The organism is Oleispirillum naphthae (genome assembly GCA_027864655.1).
Classification (GTDB): Bacteria; Pseudomonadota; Alphaproteobacteria; order Rhodospirillales; family Rhodospirillaceae; genus Oleispirillum; species Oleispirillum naphthae.
The window spans coordinates 81,901-99,926 of sequence record JAQAZG010000008.1 but is presented as its reverse complement, the minus strand read 5'-3'; the positions used below and the strand labels follow the sequence as shown (position 1 = coordinate 99,926).

General features: G+C 67.3%; 20 protein-coding genes. 7 read left to right on the top strand and 13 right to left on the bottom strand.

The features are described from left to right. The first annotated feature begins 33 nt into the window (after positions 1 to 33). Positions 34 to 243 (top strand): cold-shock protein, encoded by a 210-nt coding sequence (locus O7R11_RS10255; RefSeq protein ID WP_337997421.1) that lies wholly within the window; start codon positions 34 to 36, stop codon positions 241 to 243. Between the two features lie 195 nt (positions 244 to 438). Continuing rightward, positions 439 to 3,033, top strand: coding sequence for an EAL domain-containing protein (locus O7R11_RS10250; RefSeq protein WP_337997420.1), 2,595 nt, complete (start codon positions 439 to 441; stop codon positions 3,031 to 3,033). 39 nt (positions 3,034 to 3,072) lie between these two features. Here the strand turns inward: O7R11_RS10250 and O7R11_RS10245 are convergent, their stop codons facing one another. From O7R11_RS10245 to nifH, 8 genes are all read right to left on the bottom strand, one after another. Continuing rightward, positions 3,073 to 3,573: a rubrerythrin family protein gene (locus O7R11_RS10245; RefSeq protein WP_337997419.1), complete on the bottom strand. Its 501-nt coding sequence runs from the start codon at positions 3,571 to 3,573 to the stop codon at positions 3,073 to 3,075. A gap of 306 nt (positions 3,574 to 3,879) precedes the next feature. Then, positions 3,880 to 4,158: a DUF6129 family protein gene (locus O7R11_RS10240; RefSeq protein ID WP_337997418.1), complete on the bottom strand. Its 279-nt coding sequence runs from the start codon at positions 4,156 to 4,158 to the stop codon at positions 3,880 to 3,882. Further along, positions 4,151 to 4,861 (bottom strand): NifB/NifX family molybdenum-iron cluster-binding protein, encoded by a 711-nt coding sequence (locus O7R11_RS10235; protein ID WP_337997417.1) that lies wholly within the window; start codon positions 4,859 to 4,861, stop codon positions 4,151 to 4,153. Before O7R11_RS10235 ends, O7R11_RS10240 begins: the two co-directional genes overlap by 8 nt. Positions 4,862 to 4,926: 65 nt before the next feature. Then, the gene (locus O7R11_RS10230) at positions 4,927 to 5,118 is read right to left on the bottom strand and encodes a 4Fe-4S binding protein (RefSeq protein WP_337997487.1); all 192 of its coding nucleotides are present in this window, start codon (positions 5,116 to 5,118) and stop codon (positions 4,927 to 4,929) included. 61 nt (positions 5,119 to 5,179) lie between these two features. Continuing rightward, positions 5,180 to 5,395 (bottom strand): putative nitrogen fixation protein NifT, encoded by a 216-nt coding sequence (nifT, locus tag O7R11_RS10225; RefSeq protein WP_337997416.1) that lies wholly within the window; start codon positions 5,393 to 5,395, stop codon positions 5,180 to 5,182. Positions 5,396 to 5,505: 110 nt separating this feature from the next. Further along, positions 5,506 to 7,077, bottom strand: a complete 1,572-nt coding sequence (gene nifK / locus O7R11_RS10220; RefSeq protein WP_337997415.1) for a nitrogenase molybdenum-iron protein subunit beta — start codon at positions 7,075 to 7,077, stop codon at positions 5,506 to 5,508. A 272-nt stretch (positions 7,078 to 7,349) separates the two neighbouring features. Further along, positions 7,350 to 8,825 carry a nitrogenase molybdenum-iron protein alpha chain gene (nifD, locus tag O7R11_RS10215; RefSeq protein ID WP_337997414.1) on the bottom strand — a complete coding sequence of 492 codons (1,476 nt, stop codon included), beginning with the start codon at positions 8,823 to 8,825 and terminating at the stop codon, positions 7,350 to 7,352. Positions 8,826 to 8,865: 40 nt separating this feature from the next. Continuing rightward, entirely contained in the window at positions 8,866 to 9,744 is an 879-nt protein-coding gene (gene nifH / locus O7R11_RS10210; protein ID WP_337997413.1) for a nitrogenase iron protein, read from the bottom strand. A gap of 209 nt (positions 9,745 to 9,953) precedes the next feature. Between nifH and O7R11_RS10205 the strand changes: the two genes are divergently transcribed. The 5 genes from O7R11_RS10205 to O7R11_RS10185 all read left to right on the top strand — a co-directional run bounded on the left by O7R11_RS10205 (position 9,954) and on the right by O7R11_RS10185 (position 13,110). Further along, entirely contained in the window at positions 9,954 to 10,790 is an 837-nt protein-coding gene (locus O7R11_RS10205) for an NAD(+)--dinitrogen-reductase ADP-D-ribosyltransferase (RefSeq protein ID WP_337997412.1), read from the top strand. A gap of 122 nt (positions 10,791 to 10,912) precedes the next feature. Beyond that, positions 10,913 to 11,761, top strand: a complete 849-nt coding sequence (locus O7R11_RS10200) for an SIR2 family protein (protein ID WP_337997411.1) — start codon at positions 10,913 to 10,915, stop codon at positions 11,759 to 11,761. A 99-nt stretch (positions 11,762 to 11,860) separates the two neighbouring features. Beyond that, complete coding sequence (locus tag O7R11_RS10195; protein WP_337997410.1) at positions 11,861 to 12,052, top strand: type II toxin-antitoxin system HicA family toxin; 192 nt, start codon at positions 11,861 to 11,863, stop codon at positions 12,050 to 12,052. A 4-nt stretch (positions 12,053 to 12,056) separates the two neighbouring features. After that, a complete protein-coding gene (locus tag O7R11_RS10190) occupies positions 12,057 to 12,443 on the top strand; it encodes a type II toxin-antitoxin system HicB family antitoxin (protein WP_337997409.1) in 387 nt (128 codons plus the stop codon). A 34-nt stretch (positions 12,444 to 12,477) separates the two neighbouring features. Beyond that, positions 12,478 to 13,110 carry an HNH endonuclease gene (locus tag O7R11_RS10185; protein WP_337997408.1) on the top strand — a complete coding sequence of 211 codons (633 nt, stop codon included), beginning with the start codon at positions 12,478 to 12,480 and terminating at the stop codon, positions 13,108 to 13,110. 123 nt (positions 13,111 to 13,233) lie between these two features. Here the strand turns inward: O7R11_RS10185 and O7R11_RS10180 are convergent, their stop codons facing one another. The 5 genes from O7R11_RS10180 to O7R11_RS10160 form a co-directional block, all read right to left on the bottom strand. After that, positions 13,234 to 14,214 carry an ADP-ribosylglycohydrolase family protein gene (locus tag O7R11_RS10180; RefSeq protein ID WP_337997407.1) on the bottom strand — a complete coding sequence of 327 codons (981 nt, stop codon included), beginning with the start codon at positions 14,212 to 14,214 and terminating at the stop codon, positions 13,234 to 13,236. 31 nt (positions 14,215 to 14,245) lie between these two features. After that, positions 14,246 to 14,932, bottom strand: coding sequence for a nitrogen fixation protein NifQ (locus O7R11_RS10175; protein ID WP_337997406.1), 687 nt, complete (start codon positions 14,930 to 14,932; stop codon positions 14,246 to 14,248). 24 nt (positions 14,933 to 14,956) lie between these two features. Further along, positions 14,957 to 15,250: a 2Fe-2S iron-sulfur cluster-binding protein gene (locus O7R11_RS10170; RefSeq protein ID WP_337997405.1), complete on the bottom strand. Its 294-nt coding sequence runs from the start codon at positions 15,248 to 15,250 to the stop codon at positions 14,957 to 14,959. Between the two features lie 204 nt (positions 15,251 to 15,454). Next, on the bottom strand, positions 15,455 to 16,837 hold the full coding sequence (nifB, locus tag O7R11_RS10165) for a nitrogenase cofactor biosynthesis protein NifB (protein ID WP_337997404.1): 1,383 nt from the start codon (positions 16,835 to 16,837) through the stop codon (positions 15,455 to 15,457). Positions 16,838 to 17,023: 186 nt separating this feature from the next. Continuing rightward, positions 17,024 to 17,950 carry an NAD(P)-dependent oxidoreductase gene (locus O7R11_RS10160; RefSeq protein WP_337997403.1) on the bottom strand — a complete coding sequence of 309 codons (927 nt, stop codon included), beginning with the start codon at positions 17,948 to 17,950 and terminating at the stop codon, positions 17,024 to 17,026. Between the last annotated feature and the right edge of the window lie 76 nt (positions 17,951 to 18,026).

The window sequence follows — 18,026 nt, the reverse complement described above, 5'->3', positions numbered from 1 at the left end:
GAACGACAACCCTCTTACTGAAATGGATTAAGAATGCCGAAGGGAACCGTAAAGTGGTTTAACGCCCAAAAGGGCTATGGTTTCATCCAGCCGGAAGACGGCTCTGCCGATGTGTTCGTGCACATCAGCGCCGTGGAGCGCGCCGGTCTGTCCACCCTCAACGAAGGCCAGACGCTGAGCTTCGAGTTGCAGCGCGACCCCCGCAAGGGCAAGACCTCCGCCGCCAACCTCGTGGTCGAGTAAGCCTTCCGGCACACCGCCGAAATGCGAACGCCGCGCCAGGATCGCTCCCGGCGCGGCGTTTTCTCGTGCGCCGAAGACCCGTGGGCGCACGCACGTGCCGGGCTTTCCCGGGATATCCGCTTTTTACCGCATGGTTTCACTTTTCAGGTCCGGTGACGCACACTAGCATCGTCGGCCTTGCGAGGGGGAGACGACTTGAACAACCGGCTGCGCGGCATCGGGTTCGCATGCGTGTTGCTGCTCGCCATGGCGTCCGCCGCGGCGCCTGCCGCGGCGCGCGGCCGCGGCGCCGCGGCCTCGACCGCCGCCGCCCCGGTCACCGTGGTGCTGGACGGCAACTACCCGCCCTATGTCTTCCGCGACGAATCCGGGGAACTGCGCGGCATCCTGGTCGATCTGTGGGGGCTGTGGTCGGCGCGCACCGGCGTCGCCGTCGATCTTCAGGCCTTCGACTGGAGCGAGGCGCAACGGCGCATGGCGACCGGCCGCGCCGACGTCATCGACACCATCTTCCAGACCCCGGAGCGGGAAAGAAGCCTCGCCTTCTCCGAACCCTATGCCACCCTGGACGTATCGATCTTCTTCCACCGCGACCTTTCGGGAATTGCCGATATCGCGTCGCTGCGCGGTTTCACCGTCGGGGTCAAGGCGGGGGACGCCTGCATCGATTGGCTGGCCGAGCACGACATCACCGCGGTGCGCGCCTACCCGAACTACGGGGCGATGATCGACGCCCTGGTGGCGCACGAGAGCCTGGTCGCCTGCATCGACAATCCCCCGGCGCTCTACCTCGCCTACAAGAAGGGCGTGGAAGGCCTGATCCGCCACACCGCGCCGCTTTATTCCGGCCGGTTCCATTGGGCGGTCAACCGCGGCGACGAGGCCTTTCTGCAGCAGGTGCGCGACGGCTTTTCCCGCATCGGCCCAGAGGAACGGCGCGCCGTCGAGGAGCGCTGGCTGGGCATCGCCCTGAACGGCCGCACCCAGGCCCTGCGCGAGATGGCGCGGTATCTGCCGTTCGCCGCCGCCGCCGCCGCCCTGTTGCTGGCGTGGAACTGGGCGTTGCGCCGCCGGGTCGCGGCGAAGACCGCCAGCCTCTCCCGCGCCCTCGCCAACCTGGCGGTGGGGGAGGAACGCTTCCGCGCCATCTTCGACAACGTCAACGACGCGATCTTCGTCCACGATATCGAGAGCATGGACATCCTGGCGGTCAACCGCCGCGCCCGCGAGATGTTCCGCCTCGGCGACGCGCCGGAGGCGGCGTTCGCCGTCGAGGACCTCAGCGAGGGACGGCACCCCTATTGCCGCGAGGCGGCGCAGGAACGGTTCCGCCTCGCGGCGTCCGGCGCGCCGCAGATCTTCGAGTGGCATGCCAGGACACTGGACGGCGAGTTCTTCTGGACCGAGGTGTCGATGCGCCTCGCCCGCCTGGACGGCGAGAGGGAGCGGATGCTGGTGGTGGCGCGCGACATCTCGGAGCGCAAGGCGGCGCAGGCGCGCATGGAGTTCCTGGCGCACCACGACGCGCTCACCGGCCTGCCCAACCGGCGTTTGCTGCAGGACCGGGTGGAGCAGGCGATCGCGCTTTCCGACCGGCTGGGGCGGCGCATGGCGATGCTGTTCCTCGACCTCGACCAGTTCAAGACGATCAACGATTCCCTGGGGCATCCGGCGGGCGACGAACTGTTGCGCCTGGCGGCGGCCCGCCTGCGCGCCGCCCTGCGCGAAAGCGACACCGTCTGCCGCCTCGGCGGCGACGAGTTCGTCGTGGTGTTGAACCACGTGCGCGACACCGAATCGGTGACCGAGGCGATGGCGCATATCCAGGAGGCGATCGCCCTGCCGGTGACGCTGCACGGCACCGCGATCTCCTCCACCGCGTCGATCGGCGTCGTCCTCTACCCCGACGACGGCGGCGACTTCGACACCCTGCTGAAAAAGGCGGATACCGCGATGTATCACGCCAAGCAGAGCGGACGCAGCACCTACCGCTTCTTCACCGAGCAGATGAACGTCGAGGCGATGGCGCACCTGGACCTGCGCGGCGGCCTGCAACGCGCCCTGGAGCGCGGCGAGTTCCGCCTGTTCTTTCAGCCGCTGGTCGCCCTGGAGGACGGACGCCTGGTGGGGGCGGAGGCGCTGATCCGCTGGCAGCATCCGGAACGCGGCCTGGTCTCCCCGGCGGAGTTCATTCCCATCGCGGAGGAAAGCGGCCTGATCGTGCCGATCGGCGATTGGGTGCTGCGCGAGGCCTGCCGCCAGGCCGCCGCCTGGCCGGGCGGCCGGAACGCGCCCGGCGTCGCGGTCAACCTGTCGGCGGTGCAGTTCCGGCGCGACGACCTGGAGGCGCGCGTCGTCGCCGCCCTGTCCGAGAGCGGCCTCGCGCCCGAACGCCTGGAACTGGAAATCACCGAATCCCTGCTCATGCACAACGTCGATGCGGTGATGGGCCTGACCCGCCGCCTGGGCAGCCTGGGGGTGCGGCTGTCGATCGACGACTTCGGCACCGGCTATTCCAGCCTCGCCTACCTGAAACGCTTCCGCGTCGATCGTCTGAAGATCGACCGCTCCTTCGTCAGCGACATCTGCCGAAACGACGAGGACGTGGCGATCGTCCGCGCCATCGTGCAGATGGCGCACAGCCTGAAGCTGACCGTGGTGGCCGAGGGCGTCGAAACCGAAGAGGCCGCCGCCCTGCTGCGCCTGGAGCAATGCGATCTCGCGCAGGGATACCTGTTCGGCCACCCGATGCCGGGCGCGGATTTCTCCGCACTGCTCTCGCGGCGCTGACGCCGCGCCCGCACCGGCCCCGGGCGCGGCGCTTTCCGCCTATGCCACCAGTTCGTAACGCGCGCCGCCGCAGCCGCACACCGGGCAGGCGTCCGGCGCATCGCCGATCACCGTGTGGCCGCACACCGGGCAGATGCGCACCTCCGGGGCCTCCAGGTCATGCCCCGCCTTCACCGCCTCCGCGGCCTTGCCGAACAGGCCGAAGTGAATCTTCTCCACCTGCATGGCGTTGCCCATCGAACGGGCGGCCCGCTTCTGCCCCTCGGCCTCGGCCTCCGCCACCATCGGCGGATACATCTCGGCGAACTCGTGCTCCTCGCCGGACAACGCCTCGGCAAGGTTGGCCGCGGTGTCCTTCACCCCGTTCATCGCCTTGAGATGGGTCAGCGCATGAATCGTCTCCGCCGCCGCCACGCCGCGCAACAGCCGCGCCACGCCCGGCAACCCCTCCGCATCCGCCTGCTCGGCATAGGCCAGATACCGGCGGTTCGCCTGGCTCTCGCCGGCAAACGCCTCCTGCAAATTCTTGATGGTGCTCACAGTCCGATTCCTCTTGCTGAAACCCGGCCGCGCAAGCCCCCGCGCAGCCGAAAACGCCCCGCCGCAAGGGTACACCCGCCCACACATTGGATGTGGAAAAATTCCAGGACTCATAGAGCCAGGGGCGCCGCCCCTGGACCCCGCGAAGGGGCTCGGCCCCTTCGATCCCATCACTCGGCTTTCCCCAACTCCCCTCGCGGGTGTGGGCGGGCGAGAAACGCAAAGCGTTTCGAGAGACGCCGGAGGCGGCCCGAAGGGTAATACTCCGCATCTGCGGAATTTTACCGCCCGCGTGTTTTTGGCCTTCTACTCTTCCGGGTCCGTCACCTGCGCCAGCACCAGGCCCAGCGCCATTTCCGGGTCGCGGGTGAGGCCGAGGCAGGCGCCGGAGGAGGAGAGGAGGTAGAGGTTGACGCCCGGGGTTCGGGCGAGCGGGGGGATGCCGCAGACGTCGTCGTCGTCGCAGGTGGAGACGATGAGGTCCGGCAGCGCGGCGCGCAGGGTTTTGGCGATGGCGTCGGCGTCGCGGCTTGCGCTTCGGGCGACGGTTTCCAGGGCCTGGGCGAGGGTTTCGCGGTCAATCATCCACGGGTTCCCAGGCGTGGGCATAGGTGCGGCCCATCGCCTTGGCGAGCCACGGCGGCGGCGCGGCGAGCGCGCCCTGGAGTTCCGCGAGGATGATGCGGGCCTCGCCGCCCGCGGGCTTCTTCACCGGGTGGATATCGCGGCGCACCACCTTGGCGGCGGCGGGGCCGCCGATGGAGACGACGTAGAGCAGATCGCAATCGCGCAGCTGTTCGGCCCGCAGGTCGTTCTTGTCCATGTCCTCGGTGCGGCCGTTCTCGGCGCGGCGCACCTCCACCAGGCGGGTCTCGGTGGGGGAGACCTGATAGATCAGGAAGCGCACGCAGGTGCCGAAGTGGCCGTCGAGCGATTGCCCGGCGTTGGAGGCGAGCGCGACGCGGATCGAGGCGGGCATGTCGCCGTCTTCGTACGGCGCGGGCGTGGGCAGGTCGCCGGCCATTTCGGTCACCGCGATTTCGCCGCGCAGGTAGGCCACCGCCTCCTTCAGTTGCGCGTTCGGCTGTTCCGCCAGTTCGCCGGAGAGGGATTCCTTGAGGCGGCGCACGGTGAGGGCCTGGAGGTTGATCGGGTTGGGGGTTTCGCCCTTGAGCGCGTCGAGGATCGCCTGGATCAGGCGCTGCGGCTCCACATCCGGCAGGGCGCGGGCGGCCAGGCCGATGCGCAGGGCGATCGCCTCGGTGATCGGGTGGACGGCTTCAGGCATGGCAACCTCCCGCAACGTGGGTGGATGGGGAGGACCGGGATTTGCCGGTCCTCCGCCGATGAGGTTCAGGCGGTGAGGTAGTCGATGCAGCCGTCGGGGCAGGTATTCATGCACTGCGGCTCGTCGGCCTCGCCCGCGCATTCGGTGCAGACCTCGGGGTCGATCTTGTAGACGCCCTTGGCCGGGGAGATCGCCCCGGTCGGGCAGACGGTCTGGCATTCGCCGCAGGCGGTGCAGCTGTCCTTGTCGATGATCATGGCCACGGCTTGGTTCTCCTTCTCTACGGATCGGCCGCGCGGCACTGCGGCCCGTCCGGGTTCAATCGATTCGCTTGAAACGCAGAGTGGTGGGGAAGGCCGGGGGCGGACTGATCGGGTCGATGTAGAACGTCTCCCCATCGCCGAGGGTGACCTCGCCGCCCCATGCGTCGGCGGTATCGTGCTCCACCGACGCGATGACCTCCTCCAGGTCCTTTTTTGCGACATAGAACAACAGTTTGCCTTCGTCGTTCCGCCGCACCATGACGCTGGGCATGGCTGCCTCCTCAGGTTTCCGAAGTTGAACGGAGCTTCCGCCCGGAAAAACCGGGGGGCGGCTGCGCCGTTCCGGAAGCTCCGGAGCGCCGCGGCCGCCCTTCGGAAACCTTAGCGAACCAGATCGTAGTTGTAATCGGTCTTGCCCAGCAACCCCGTTTCCTTGTCCAGCTGCTCCAGCACCGCGTTGACGATGGTGGTGAGCATCTGCATCGCGCCCTCGTAGCCGATGGTGGTGGCGCGGTGCAGGTGGTGGCGGTCGAAGATCGGGAAGCCGATGCGGATCAGCGGCACCTCGAAGTCCGGATCGAGCGCGCGGGTGTCGCGCTGGATGAACTTGCCGTAGGAGTTGCCGATCATGAAGTCCGGCCGGTCGGTGAACACCAGCGAGCGCATGTGCCAGAGGTCCTTGCCGACGTAGATCTTGCCGTTGGCGCCGAAGGGGGAGGCGTCCAGCACCTTCTGGACTTCCTTTTCCCACTTCTTGTTGGCGTGGGCGCAGAGGATGTGCGTCGGCTCCGCCCCCAGCTCCAGGAGGAAGCGCACCATGCCGAGGACGAAATCCGCATCGCCCCACAGCGCAACCTTCCTGCCGTGCAGCCAGGAGTGGCTGTCGGTCATCATGTCCACCAGGCGGCCGCGCTCCTTCACCAGGCTCTCGGGGATCGGCTTGCCGGTCAGTTCCGAGACCGCCATCAGGAAGGCATCGGTGCCTGCGAGGCCCATCGGGTAGACCACCGGGGTGGCGGGCTGGTTCCACAGGTCCTTGACCATCTTGCGGGTCTTGGTGAGCTGCCACGGTTGCAGCAGCAGGGTGTCGATGGCGTTGGGCGCGTCCTTGGCCTCGTACTGGGTGGTGCCGCCCGCGTACATGCGGTATTCGCCGTCCGCCGGGGTGTCCAGCACCTCGGTGGGGTCGCAAAGCAGGGTGTAGGGCGCGTCCATCTCGTCCATCATGCGCTTCAGCACACGATAGTTGCCGAGGTAGGTTTCGAAACCCGGCACCAGGTTGATCTTGCCGTTCGCGCCCGGCTCCTTGCCTTCCATCGCCTGCGCGGTGAAGGTGCGCAGGATGCCTTCCATCATGTTGTCCCAGCCGGTGACGTGGCTGCCGACGAAGCTGGGCGTGTGGGCGAACGGCACCGGCAGGTCCTGCGGCACGTGGCCTTCCTTCTTCGCGTTGTTGATGAACGCGTTGAGGTCGTCGCCGATGACCTCGGCCATGCAGGTGGTGGAGACCGCGATGACCTCGGGCTTATAGAGGGCGAAGGCGTTTTCCAGGCCCTGGTACATGTTGTTGTGGCCGCCGAACACCGCCGCGTCCTCGGTCATCGAGTCCGAAACGCAGGCCACCGGCTCCTTGAAATGACGGTTGAAGTAGGTGCGGAAATAGGCGACGCACCCCTGCGAACCGTGCACGTAGGGCAGGGTCTTTTCGAACCCCAGCGCGCACAGCACCGCGCCCAGGGGCTGGCAGCACTTCGCCGGGGAGATCGTCACCGCCTCGCGGGAGAAGTTGATCTCCTTGTACTCGGCCGTGGTGGTCCATTCGAAGATCTCGCGGACCTTCTCCGGCGAGGGGGCTTCCTCGAAACCGGCGCGCTTGCCCGCGAACATCTCCTGGTAGTCCTGGTCCAGGAACAACGGGTAGCCGGCCTTGATGTTCTCGACAGTCTGGCTCATGGCTCTTCTCCTTCCCGCGCCACTCATCCGTGGACGACGGGGGTCAAACTCCAAAACGCGCGGGCTCCGCCGCTTGCTCGAAACCTCGCGGGCTCCGCCCGCACCCGCCGGGGCCTGAGGCCCCGGACCCCCATTCCCGGTTTTCCGCCGCGAAGCGGCAGGCAACTTTTCCGTTGCAACCGCCGCAGGCCTATGGCGCTACGCGCGAAAACCAAAAGTCAGGGGAGGCGCGGAGGGTCCGCGACCCTCCGCAAAGTTTTTGTGTTGCCGGCTCATGCCGCCTGGGTTTCCGGCTGGGCGGGACGCAGCCACGGGGCCTTGATTTCGGTCCAGCACGGATTGTTGAGCGTCATGTCCATGTCGCGGGCGAAGATCGCGAACCCGTCGTAGCCGTGGTACGGGCCGGAATAGTCCCAGGAGTGCATCTGACGGAACGGGAAGCCCATCTTCTGGAACTGGTACTTTTCCTTGATGCCCGAGCCGATGAGGTCCGGATTGATCTTCTTGACGAACTCGTCCAGCTCGTAGGCCGTCACGTCGTCGTAGATCAGGGTGGCGTCGCCCATTTCCTTGATCGTGCGGTCGTAGTCGTCGTTGTGGGCGAATTCGTAGCCGGTGCCGACCACCTTCATGCCGAGGTCCTCGTACGCGCCGATGATGTGGCGCGGGCGCAGGCCGCCGACGTAGAGCATCACGGTCTTGCCTTCCAGGCGCGGGCGGTACTTGTCCACCACCGCCTGCCACTGCGGCTTGTACTTGGCGAGCACGCGCTCGACGCCGTCCTTGATCCTGTCGTCGAAGCGCTCCGCGATGGCGCGCAGGGACTGTTCGATCTTGGTCGGGCCGAAGAGGTTGTATTCCATCCACGGCGTGCCGTACTTCTCTTCCATGTGGCGCGCGATGTAGTTCATCGAGCGGTAGCAGTGGAGCAGGTTGAGCTTCGCCTTGGGCAGCTTTTCCATTTCCATCAGGGTGCCGTCGCCGGGGGTCTGGGCGATGACGCGCAGGCCGATTTCCTCCAGCAGCATGCGCGACGGCCAGATGTCGCCGCCGATGTTGTAGTCGGCGAGGATGTTGACGTCGTAGGGCGTGGTCTCGAAGCCGTCGTCCTTGCCGTCGCGGGTGGGCAGCACCCAGTCGCGGATGCTGTCGTTGGCGATGTGGTGGCCGAGCGACTGCGAAACGCCGCGGAAGCCCTCGCACCGCACCGGCACGATGGTCTTGCCGATCTCGGCGGACTTGACCTTGGCGACGCTTTCGATGTCGTCGCCGATCAGGCCGATCGGGCATTCCGACTGGATGGTGTAGCCCTTGGCCAGCGGGAACAGCTTTTCCAGCTCGTCGATCATCGCCTTCAGCTTCTTGTCGCCGCCGAACACGATGTCGCGTTCCTGGAAGTCCGAGGTGACGTTGATCGTGGTGAAGATGTCCGCCCCGGTGGTGCCGTTGGCGTAGTGGCGGCGGCCCATGGTGGAATACATGCCGCAGCCCACCGGGCCGTGGGAGATGTGCACCACGTCCTTCACCGGGCCCCAGCACACGCCGCGGGACCCGGCGTAGGCGCAGCCGCGGATGGTCATCACGCCGGGCAGCGCCTTGCGGTTAGAGGTGATGCACTTCTTCGCCGATTCCAGCGAATGGTCGTTGACCATCAGGTGTTTGGCGCGGTCCTTCTTCGCCTTTTCGGGATAGACCGCGAGAACCTCGGCAATCAGGTTCTGCGTTTCTTCGCGCGTCATCGCAGCCATATTCGGCCCTCCTCCGACGTGTGTTGAGACAAAACCCGGATCAGACGGCCAGCTCGGCGGCGGTCTTGCCGACGATGGCTTCGTCCTCGACGTCCATCAGGCCGAATTCCATCAGCAGGGTTTCCAGGTCTTCCATCTCGATCGGCGTCGGGATCACGAACATCTTGTTCTCGACGATCTTCTTCGCCAGGGTGCGGTACTCGTCGGCCTGCTTGCTGGCGGGGTCGAACTCGATCACCGTCATGCGGCGGATTTCGGCGCGCTGCACGATGTTGTCGCGCGGCACGAAGTGGATCATCTGGGTGCCGAGCTTCGCCGCCAGTTCCATGATCAGCTCGTCCTCGCGGTCGGTGTTGCGCGAGTTGCAGATCAGGCCCGCGAGCCGCACCGAACCGGTGGTGGCGTACTTGACGATGCCCTTGGTGATGTTGTTGGCGGCATACATCGCCATCATCTCGCCGGAGCAGACGATGTAGATTTCCTGCGCCTTGTTCTCGCGGATCGGCATGGCGAAGCCGCCGCACACCACGTCGCCCAAAACGTCGTAGAACACGAAGTCGAGGTCCTCCTCGTAGGCGCCTTCCTCTTCCAGGAAGTTGATCGCGGTGATCACGCCGCGGCCCGCGCAGCCGACCCCCGGCTCCGGCCCGCCGGATTCGGCGCAGTGGATGCCGCGGTAGCCGACCTTGAGCACGTCTTCGAGTTCCAGGTCTTCGACGCTGCCGTGCTCGGCGGCGAGGCTCATGATGGTGTCCTGCGCCTTGGCATGCAGGATCAGGCGGGTGGAGTCCGCCTTCGGGTCGCAGCCGATGATCAACACCTTCTTGCCCGCCTCGGCGAGGGCGGCGACGAGGTTCTGGGTGGTGGTGGACTTGCCGATGCCACCCTTGCCGTAAATCGCGCACTGACGCAAAGCCATGGTCTTTCTCCCCTTCTGTGCGGCCCCTTCTGCGGGACCGATCAAGAAATCCTTTCGGCGGGCTTGGCGTACAAACCCGGCCCACACCCCCAACAGCAATGCCTGTGCCAATCCCGAAACGCTCGACAATGCACTGATTCCGCTATAGTAATTTTGTGAGGGCGGCGCCCGGGCCGCGTGGCATACCCAACAAAACCTCGGGAAACCGTATGGCGGACGACACTGAAACCACCCCCGGAACCCCCAGCCTGCCGCGCTGGGCGCGCCTGCCGATCAACCGCTGCAACCTGCCGCCGGTGGTCCTGGGCGGGCTCTCCTTCCAGGAGGATCCCGTGGATCTGCGCCTCGACGGGGTGTTCCCCTTCCATGCCGAGCTGTTCGCCATGCTCGATTCGCTGCCGGACCGCGCCGCGCGCGCCGAGCGCTTCATCGACTACATGACCGTCCACTTCTGCCTGGAAACCCCGGAGGAGGCGGGCGCCACGGCGAAACGCCACCGCACCAAGGCGGACTACCTGCGCATGCTGCGCGGCTGGTTCTTCGATTCCGACGGCCGCGAGGCGGCGGTGATCAAGGGCTGGGTGGAAAGCCGCTTCGGCCTGATCACCCGCTTCCACAAAGGCCGCCTGCACGCCGGGGACGACGCCGCCGACGCCCGCTTCGCCGAGGAGCGCTCGCGCGGCATCTACGCCACCCACGCCCTCGACGCGCAGCTCGACCTGCTCTACGCCTACGCCCAGTACGAACTGGCGAAATCCGCGCCCGGCCACCTCACGCTCTACCGCGGCGTCAACGCCATCGACGACTTCGACATCCTGGAACGCACCGGCCCGCGCGCGGCCACCGTGGTGCTCAACGCGATGAACTCCTTCACCGCGGACTCCGACCGCGCCGGGGAGTTCGGCGACAACATCCTCACCGCGCGCATCCCGCGGCAGAAGGTGTTCTGCACCTCCGACCTCCTCCCCGGCCGGTTGAAGGGAGAGAACGAGGTGATGGTGATCGGCGGCGCGTACCGCGTCTCCCTGCACTACTGGGCGCGCTGAATCCCTCCATTTGTCGGATTCACGACACCCCCCACGCCGCCGAACCCCGCCCGCGCCGCCGCAACGCCCGGTTGGAGCGATTCTTGCGTGGCTTCCCGCGAACAACCAGGGAGACCCGCGCCATGAGCCCGTCGGAAACCGCCGCCCTGCTCGAAACCTGGCAGACCGGCATCGCCGGCGGCCGCATCGTCCCCATCCTCGGCCCCGACAGCCAGAGCGGCAGCATCGACGCCGAAACCGGAGCCCCCCTGCCCGCCCAGGGCGACGACCTCATCCTCGCGATGACCGGCGGCAAACCCCTCTCGCCCAAGCTGATGACCGAGTTCTCCCGCGCCGCGATGAACCTGGAATTCAAGAAAGGCCGCAAATTCATCGACCGCTTCCTCACCGACCTCTACGAAACCCGCATCTGGTCGGCGAGCCCGCAACTGCGCTGGATCGCCGCCGCCACCCCCCGCTACGTCGTCGATCTCAACCGCGATTCGGTGCTGCCCGGCCTGTTCGCCGCCATCCCGCACCTGCTGATCCAGGGCATCGCCCGCATCTCCAAGGAACATCCGCGCTATCGCGCCTTCCGCCATGACGGCAGCGGCTACGCGCCGCTTGCCGAAAACGACGCACCCCCGGCGGACATGCCCATCCTGTTCAAGCCGCTGGGCTGCGCCCGGCCGCAGCCGAGCTACATCGCCTCCGACGCCGACTTCGTCGATTACATCACCGAACTCATGGGCGGCTTCGCCATCCCGCCGTTCCTCAAGTCCTACCGCAAGGGCCGCCAATACCTCGTCGCCGGGGTTCGCCTGAAAAAAGATACCGAACGCATGGTGGTGCGCGACATCGTCTACGACGCCGACCCCCAGGCCACCGGATGGCTCGTCGCCGAAAACCCCACGCCGAAGGAACGCCGCTTCGCCGACCACCTCGGCCTCGCGGTGATCGACGCCCCGCTCACCGCGTTCTGGCCGCAGTAAAAACCAGGCCGGGCTCCGCCCAGGCCCGCAAGGGGCCGGGAGGCCCCTTGACCCCATAACCGGCCTTGATTTTTCCACCTTTTGTGTATAAATACACACATGGATAGCCGCGACGTCATCAAGGCTCTGGAAGCGGGCGGATGGCTCCTGAAACGCATCACCGGGAGCCACCATCATTATATCCATCCCGAGAAGCCGGGGCTGACGACCGTTCCCCACCCGAAGCGGGACATGCCGCAAGGGACGCTCCGCGCGATCGAACGGCAAAGCGGTCTGAAACTGACGAGGTAGCATCATGGCGTCCTACATCGCCTACCTGCGCAAGGACAAGGGCAGCGACTACGGTGTGGAGTTTCCCGATCTTCCCGGCTGCTTCAGCGCGGGCGCCACGCTGGAGGAGGCCAAGGCGATGGCCGCCGAGGCGCTGGCAGGGCATGTCGCGGTCCTGGAGGAGGAGGGACTCCCGGTGCCGCCGCCGTCATCCATCGACGATCTCACCTCCGATCCGGAGCGAGGGGACGCCGTCCTCTTTCTCGTCGATCTCGATCCCTCCCTGCTCAAGCCGGAACGGGTAAACATCATGATTCCCCGCAATCTCCTGGGCAGGATCGATGCCGTCGCAGGCCCCGGCGGGCGTTCCCGCTTCCTCGTTGAAGCCGCCGAAAAGCGCCTCGCCAGATGACGAGGGGCCGGCATATGATTTCCGAGGATCAGGGATGCATCGCCTGATTGAAAAGCTGATCAAAAAACGACGTCAGCCGCTGACGATCACGAGCCGGGTTTCATCCGTGACGAACGTGTTCGTGCAGGCCATCATCCCCAGCGTGAAGCCCACGGAAGATGAGGTGCTCGAAGCCCTGACCATTCTCGGAGCATCGCCGGATCATCCGGAATGCGTCTATTGCGGGGCTCCTGCAACGGATTGGGACCATCTGCGTCCCTTCGTCAAAGGCCGACGTCCGACCGGCTACATCGACGAAATCCGCAACCTCGTTCCGTCTTGCAGCACCTGCAACAACTCGAAGGGCGGGCAGGATTGGGAGACATGGATGCAAGGCTCCGCCGCCCAGTCTCCAGCCAAGCGCGGGGTTAAGGGCATCCCGCAACGCATCGCCCGACTACACGCCTTCGAGGCATGGGGGAATGTCCAGCCGATCGACCTCGCCGCTTTGGTCGGCGAAGACGTGTGGAACGCACACTGGAACCGACGAGACGAAATCGAGAAGCTTATGTTCTCGGCACAGGCCGAGGCGAAGAAACTCCGCTCGACCATCCGTGCCGCCATGGGAAAAACCAGGCCGGGCTCCGCCCGGACCCGCAAGGGGCCGGGCGGCCCCTTGACCCCATAACTGGTTTTTCGCCGCGCAGCGGCAGGCAACCGTCACGCCGCGTGACGGTCTTATGGCGCTACGCGCAAAAACCAAAGTTATGGGAGGCCCGGAGGGACCGAGTCCCTCCGGAACGTTTTGATTTTACCCCGTCACCGGGCGGTCGAGGCCGGAGGCGGCGGGAGAGAAGGCGATCAGCGCCGAGGCCTGGTCCGTGCAGGCGCGGGCGGTGGCGGGGTCGAGTTTTTTCGTCCAGCGTTTGGGCAGGGCGGCGGTGCCGCAGGCGGCGCCGAGGATCATGCCGAGGATGGCGCCGGTGGTATCGGCATCGCCGCCGCGGTTGACCACGTCGAGGAGGCCGGTTTCGAGGTTGGCGGCGGCCCCGAGCGCCTGGAAGACGGCGCGCAGGGTATGGCCGACGAAGGCGGTGGGTCCGGCCTCCGGTTTCCCGGCGGGGCTGAGGTCCGGCCAGGCGGCGGTGGCGCGTTCGGCGAGGACGGCGAGGGCGGCGAGGTCGGCCTCCGGCGCGGCAAGCGCGGTCTGGACGAGGGCGACGGCGATTTCCATGCCCGCGTCGGCGAGTTCGCAGGTATGGGTGACGTGGGCCTGCAGGCGGGCGGCGCGCACCACCTCGGCCCAGGGCGCGCCGAGGGTGGCGAGCGCCACCGGCAGCACGCGCATGATGCCGCCGTTTCCGGCGTTCATCGGGTTGTCGGGCACGAAGGGCACGCCGCTGCGGCGATAGGCGGAGATGCCGCGGCGCACGGTATGGCCGATATCCACCGGCTTCCTGCTCATCCAGGCGGAGAAGGCCTCGGCGGCGGCGCGGGCTTCGATGCGGCCGCCACGGTCGAGAATGGCGCGGCCGAGCGCCAGGCTCATGTCCGTATCGTCGGTGACGCGGCCGGGTTTGAGGTGGAGCCAGCCGCCGCCGACGATGTCCTTGTGGGTGCCGTACTGCGCCCGCACCTCGCGCGGGGTGAGGAACTCCACGGTCGCGCCCAGCGCGTCGCCGATGGCAAGCCCGAGAAAGGCGGCGACCGCCCGGTCCTTCAGGATTTCCAGGCGATCGGGCGGGCACGGCGCGCGCGCCGCATCGAAGGCCGCCTGCCAGTCCGCGGGCATGGCGTGCGGCCAGGCGAGCGCCGGGTCGGCCTCAGGCTTCGGGGCCGAAGCAGTCGGCGTAACCGGGGCAGGCGTCGCAACTGGGGGATCGGCAGACATAACCCGCCTCGCTCCTGCAAAGTTCGCGATAGAGGAACTTCTTCCATTTCATGTCGTGGACGTTGCGCCGGGCGAGGCGCGGCGCGACCGCGAACAGCATCGCCCGCAATTCGGCGCGGGTGGAAAAGCCCATGTCGCGCCACATGTGGCCATAGCCCAGGCAGCCCGCGGCGAGCACGCGCGCCAGCGCGTGGCTGTGCGGGTTGGGCGCGGCGCAGCCGGAGCGCAGCAGCGCTTCCAGGCCGGCGCGCTCGGCGGCGATGCCGGGTTCGTGCAGGCGGCAGGCGGCGGCGCGGCGCGGCATCGGGATGGCGCGGCCCTTCGGCCAGCCGGGAAAGCTGCGGCGGACGAGGCTGCGGAAGCTCCAGGCGCGCAGGCCGAGGCGCGGCGGCAGGGCGGCCGCGCCGGTCCACAGAGAGGCGATCAGGGAGGCGAGCGGCGCATCGGTGGAATGCCCCTTTCCCCACCCGAGAAGGCGGGCACGCGCCGCGGTCCAGGCGCGGCGGGCGCGGGGCGTGTCGGAGCGGCGCACCGCCGCCGCCGCCGCGATGTCCCCGAACCCGGAACCGCCGGAAAAACCGCGGGAGGCGGGCGGAACGGCTGACGGCGGCTTCGGCATGCACCCTCCTTCCGGGGCCTGCCTCTAGTCGCGGGGTCTGGGGCGCAGAGCGACGTCGCCGACGACCTTGGCCTGGCAGGCAAGGCGGCTGTGCGCGCCGCCTTCATGATGTTCCAATACCTTGATTTCCAAGACGGAAGGCGGGTACAGGCCGTCCTCTCCGTCAACCACTTCGACCATGCAGGTGCCGCAATTGCACTGGCGGCAGCCATAGACGATGCCGGTATCGGCATCCTGGGAAATATCGATCAGACGCGTCCCCGAAGGCACCGTCACGGTTTTTTCGGAGTCGGCAAAAGTGACTTTAACCTTACCCATGCAAGAGTCCCCTCTCTCCGCCGGCGATGGCCGAGCGCGGCGTTCCGGGTATTCGACCCCCGTCTCCGGTACGCCGCGGGGGAATTTTCGCTGCACCGGCGGTAGCGCGCATCCCCCTCATTCGGGCAGATGCTCGCACACCTTGGCGGCAGACGAAAGCCCTTGTCTGCATGCCCCCGGATTCCCGGGGTTTTTCCTCCTGCTTCAGCCCGCGGACCGGCGGGCGGTTTGCGCAAGCGGCGCGGCGGGACGCAGCTCGGCGTAGATCGCCGCAAGCGCCGGTTCCACCGCTTCCCATCCGTGTTCGCCGTTGGGGCGCAGGCCCGCGGCTTCCAGCCGCTCCCACGGCGCAAGGCCGATGCGGGCGCACACCACGGCGGCGCAGTCGGCGAGCATGGCGATGGTGCGGGCGAGGTCGTCCGCGCCGTCGCCGCACTCCTCCGCGCCGCGGCAATAGGCGGCGGCGGAGCGGCGCTCGACGAAGCGCGCGCCCTGCGCCGAAACCTCATAGACCGAAAATTCCCGCGCATGGCCGAAGTGCACGTCCACCGCCTTGCCGTCGCTGGTGGCCACCGCCATGCGCAGCGGCGCGGGCGCGGGCAGGGCGGCGTCCGCCGCCTCCATCGCCGCCACCTTGTCCATGGTGAACTCGGCGTTGCGATCCTCGCCCAAGAGGCCGATGGCGTCCGCCCGGCACTGCTTGCAGTGGCGCATCACCGCGATGCCGTCGGCGCAGGCGTCGCGCAGCGCCGCAAGTTCCGCGTCCGTCGGGCCGCGCTGGCCGGTCAGGCCGAACACCGTGCCGTGCTCGGGGGCGGAGATCAGCGGCATGATGTTGTGGAGAAAGGCTCCCTTCGCCTTGATCAGGCGGGACACCGCCTTGAGGTGGTGGTCGTTGACGCCGGGGACCATCACCGAATTGACCTTCACCAGGATACCGCGCTCCACCAGCATCGAGAGGCCCTTGAGCTGCTGAGCGATGAGAATGGCGGCGGCTTCCTCGCCTTCCAGGCGGCGGCCTTCCCACACCACCCAGGCATAGATCTTCGCGGCGATGTGGGGGTCCACCGCGTTGATCGTGATGGTGACGTGATCCACCCCCAGGGCCGCGATCTCGTCCACATGGCGCGGCAGCATCAGGCCGTTGGTGGAGAGGCAGAGCTTGATGCCCGGCATCTCCGCGCCGACCCGGCGCAGCGTCTCGAAAGTATGCTTGGGATTGGCCAGCGGGTCGCCCGGCCCGGCGATGCCCATCACCGTGAGCTGCGGAATGCGGGCGGCCACGGCCTTGACCTTGCGCAGCGCCTGGTCCGGGTTGAGCACCTCGGAGACGACGCCGGGGCGGGATTCGTTGGCGCAGTCGAATTTGCGGTTGCAGTAGTTGCACTGGATGTTGCAGGCCGGGGCCACCGCCACATGCATGCGGGCGAAGCGCAGGTGCGCGGTCTCGGAATAGCAGGGGTGGGTCTCCACCTTGGCGCGCACCGCATCGGAAAGGGTGGACGGGGCTTCGCAGCGCGCGCCCGCGCAGCCGGTGCCCGGCGCTTCGTGGCGCAGCGTTGCGTCGTCGGTGAGTCCCAGCGGCATGATCGTCCTCCGGCTCTTGTCGGTCGCGGGATCAACCCGCCCTCGCAGACCCTTAGGGCAATCCCCGTGCCGTTTTCGAAACACCCATTTAGTTTGTTGAAATTAATCGATAAAAATAGAACGACGCCCGTCATGGGCGCCGTTTTGTCGCATCGGCGGCTGTTGCAAAGCCGACAAACCGGAGGGTCAGTCCTCGTCGATCACCCGCGCGCGGCAGATCGAAAGCGCCGCGCCGATCAGGTTGTCCGTGGCCTCCGGCGTGCGGAAGGCGGAATGCGCCGAAAGGGTGACATTGTCGAGCGCCGCCAGCGGGTGCCCGGCGGGCAGCGGTTCGGTGACGAACACGTCGAACGCGCCGTGACCGATCTGTCCGGATTGCAGCGCCGCGATCATCGCCGCCTCGTCCACCAGCGCGCCGCGCGCGGTGTTGACCAGAATCGCCCCCGGCCGCATCCGCGCGATGCGCTCCGCCGAGAGGAAACCCCGCGTCTCATCGGTCAGCAGCAGGTGCAGGGAAACCACGTGGCTCTCCGCCAGCAGTTCGTCCAGTTCGACGAAGCGCACGTGGCCCAGCGCCTTCGGCGTGCGGTTCCAGGCCACCACCTCCATGCCGAGGCCGAAGGCGGCGACATGCGCCACCTCCGCCGCGATCGCGCCGAAGCCGATCAGCCCCAGGGTCTTGCCCCCGAGTTGCATCCCCTCGGTGCGCGGCCAGCCGCCCGCGCGCACGCCGCGGTCCATGCGCGCGATGCCGCGCGCCGCCGCCATCATCAGCGCCAGCGTGCACTCGGCCACCGCGGCATCTCCGTAGCCCTTGATGATGTCCACGGAGATGCCGAGTTCGGCCAGTTCCTCGATGTTCATGTAGCTGCGCGCGCCGGTGCCGAGAAACACCACATGCCGCAGCCCCGGGCAGCGCCGCGCCGCCTCGGTGGGCAGGAAGCTGTGGTCCACCAGAATGGTGTCCGCCCCCGAGGCGGCCAAAAGCGCCGGAATGTCCACCGGACCCGTCCCGGCATCGATATTGATTTCCAAGGCCGGGTCGCCCGCCTCGTGCAGCCGCTCCGCAACCGCCGCCAGGGACGCCGTCGCATCGATGAACAGTACGCGCATTCTCATAAACCCCAATTGATTCAAAACAGATAAAACCAAAGCCTTCCAGAGGGTCGCGGACCCTCCGGACCTCCCC

What these genes read in the sequence shown, in the direction of transcription:
- O7R11_RS10255 (WP_337997421.1), top strand. Translation starts at nt 34, where the DNA reads ATGCCGAAGGGAACCGTAAAGTGGTTTAACGCCCAAAAGGGCTATGGT.
- O7R11_RS10240 (WP_337997418.1), bottom strand. Translation starts at nt 4,158, where the DNA reads ATGATTGACCGCGAAACCCTCGCCCAGGCCCTGGAAACCGTCGCCCGA.
- O7R11_RS10235 (WP_337997417.1), bottom strand. Translation starts at nt 4,861, where the DNA reads ATGCCTGAAGCCGTCCACCCGATCACCGAGGCGATCGCCCTGCGCATC.
- O7R11_RS10230 (WP_337997487.1), bottom strand. Translation starts at nt 5,118, where the DNA reads ATGATCATCGACAAGGACAGCTGCACCGCCTGCGGCGAATGCCAGACC.
- nifT (WP_337997416.1), bottom strand. Translation starts at nt 5,395, where the DNA reads ATGCCCAGCGTCATGGTGCGGCGGAACGACGAAGGCAAACTGTTGTTC.
- nifK (WP_337997415.1), bottom strand. Translation starts at nt 7,077, where the DNA reads ATGAGCCAGACTGTCGAGAACATCAAGGCCGGCTACCCGTTGTTCCTG.
- nifD (WP_337997414.1), bottom strand. Translation starts at nt 8,825, where the DNA reads ATGGCTGCGATGACGCGCGAAGAAACGCAGAACCTGATTGCCGAGGTT.
- nifH (WP_337997413.1), bottom strand. Translation starts at nt 9,744, where the DNA reads ATGGCTTTGCGTCAGTGCGCGATTTACGGCAAGGGTGGCATCGGCAAG.
- O7R11_RS10205 (WP_337997412.1), top strand. Translation starts at nt 9,954, where the DNA reads ATGGCGGACGACACTGAAACCACCCCCGGAACCCCCAGCCTGCCGCGC.
- O7R11_RS10200 (WP_337997411.1), top strand. Translation starts at nt 10,913, where the DNA reads ATGAGCCCGTCGGAAACCGCCGCCCTGCTCGAAACCTGGCAGACCGGC.
- O7R11_RS10195 (WP_337997410.1), top strand. Translation starts at nt 11,861, where the DNA reads ATGGATAGCCGCGACGTCATCAAGGCTCTGGAAGCGGGCGGATGGCTC.
- O7R11_RS10190 (WP_337997409.1), top strand. Translation starts at nt 12,057, where the DNA reads ATGGCGTCCTACATCGCCTACCTGCGCAAGGACAAGGGCAGCGACTAC.
- O7R11_RS10185 (WP_337997408.1), top strand. Translation starts at nt 12,478, where the DNA reads ATGCATCGCCTGATTGAAAAGCTGATCAAAAAACGACGTCAGCCGCTG.
- O7R11_RS10180 (WP_337997407.1), bottom strand. Translation starts at nt 14,214, where the DNA reads ATGCCCGCGGACTGGCAGGCGGCCTTCGATGCGGCGCGCGCGCCGTGC.
- O7R11_RS10175 (WP_337997406.1), bottom strand. Translation starts at nt 14,932, where the DNA reads ATGCCGAAGCCGCCGTCAGCCGTTCCGCCCGCCTCCCGCGGTTTTTCC.
- O7R11_RS10170 (WP_337997405.1), bottom strand. Translation starts at nt 15,250, where the DNA reads ATGGGTAAGGTTAAAGTCACTTTTGCCGACTCCGAAAAAACCGTGACG.
- nifB (WP_337997404.1), bottom strand. Translation starts at nt 16,837, where the DNA reads ATGCCGCTGGGACTCACCGACGACGCAACGCTGCGCCACGAAGCGCCG.
- O7R11_RS10160 (WP_337997403.1), bottom strand. Translation starts at nt 17,950, where the DNA reads ATGCGCGTACTGTTCATCGATGCGACGGCGTCCCTGGCGGCGGTTGCG.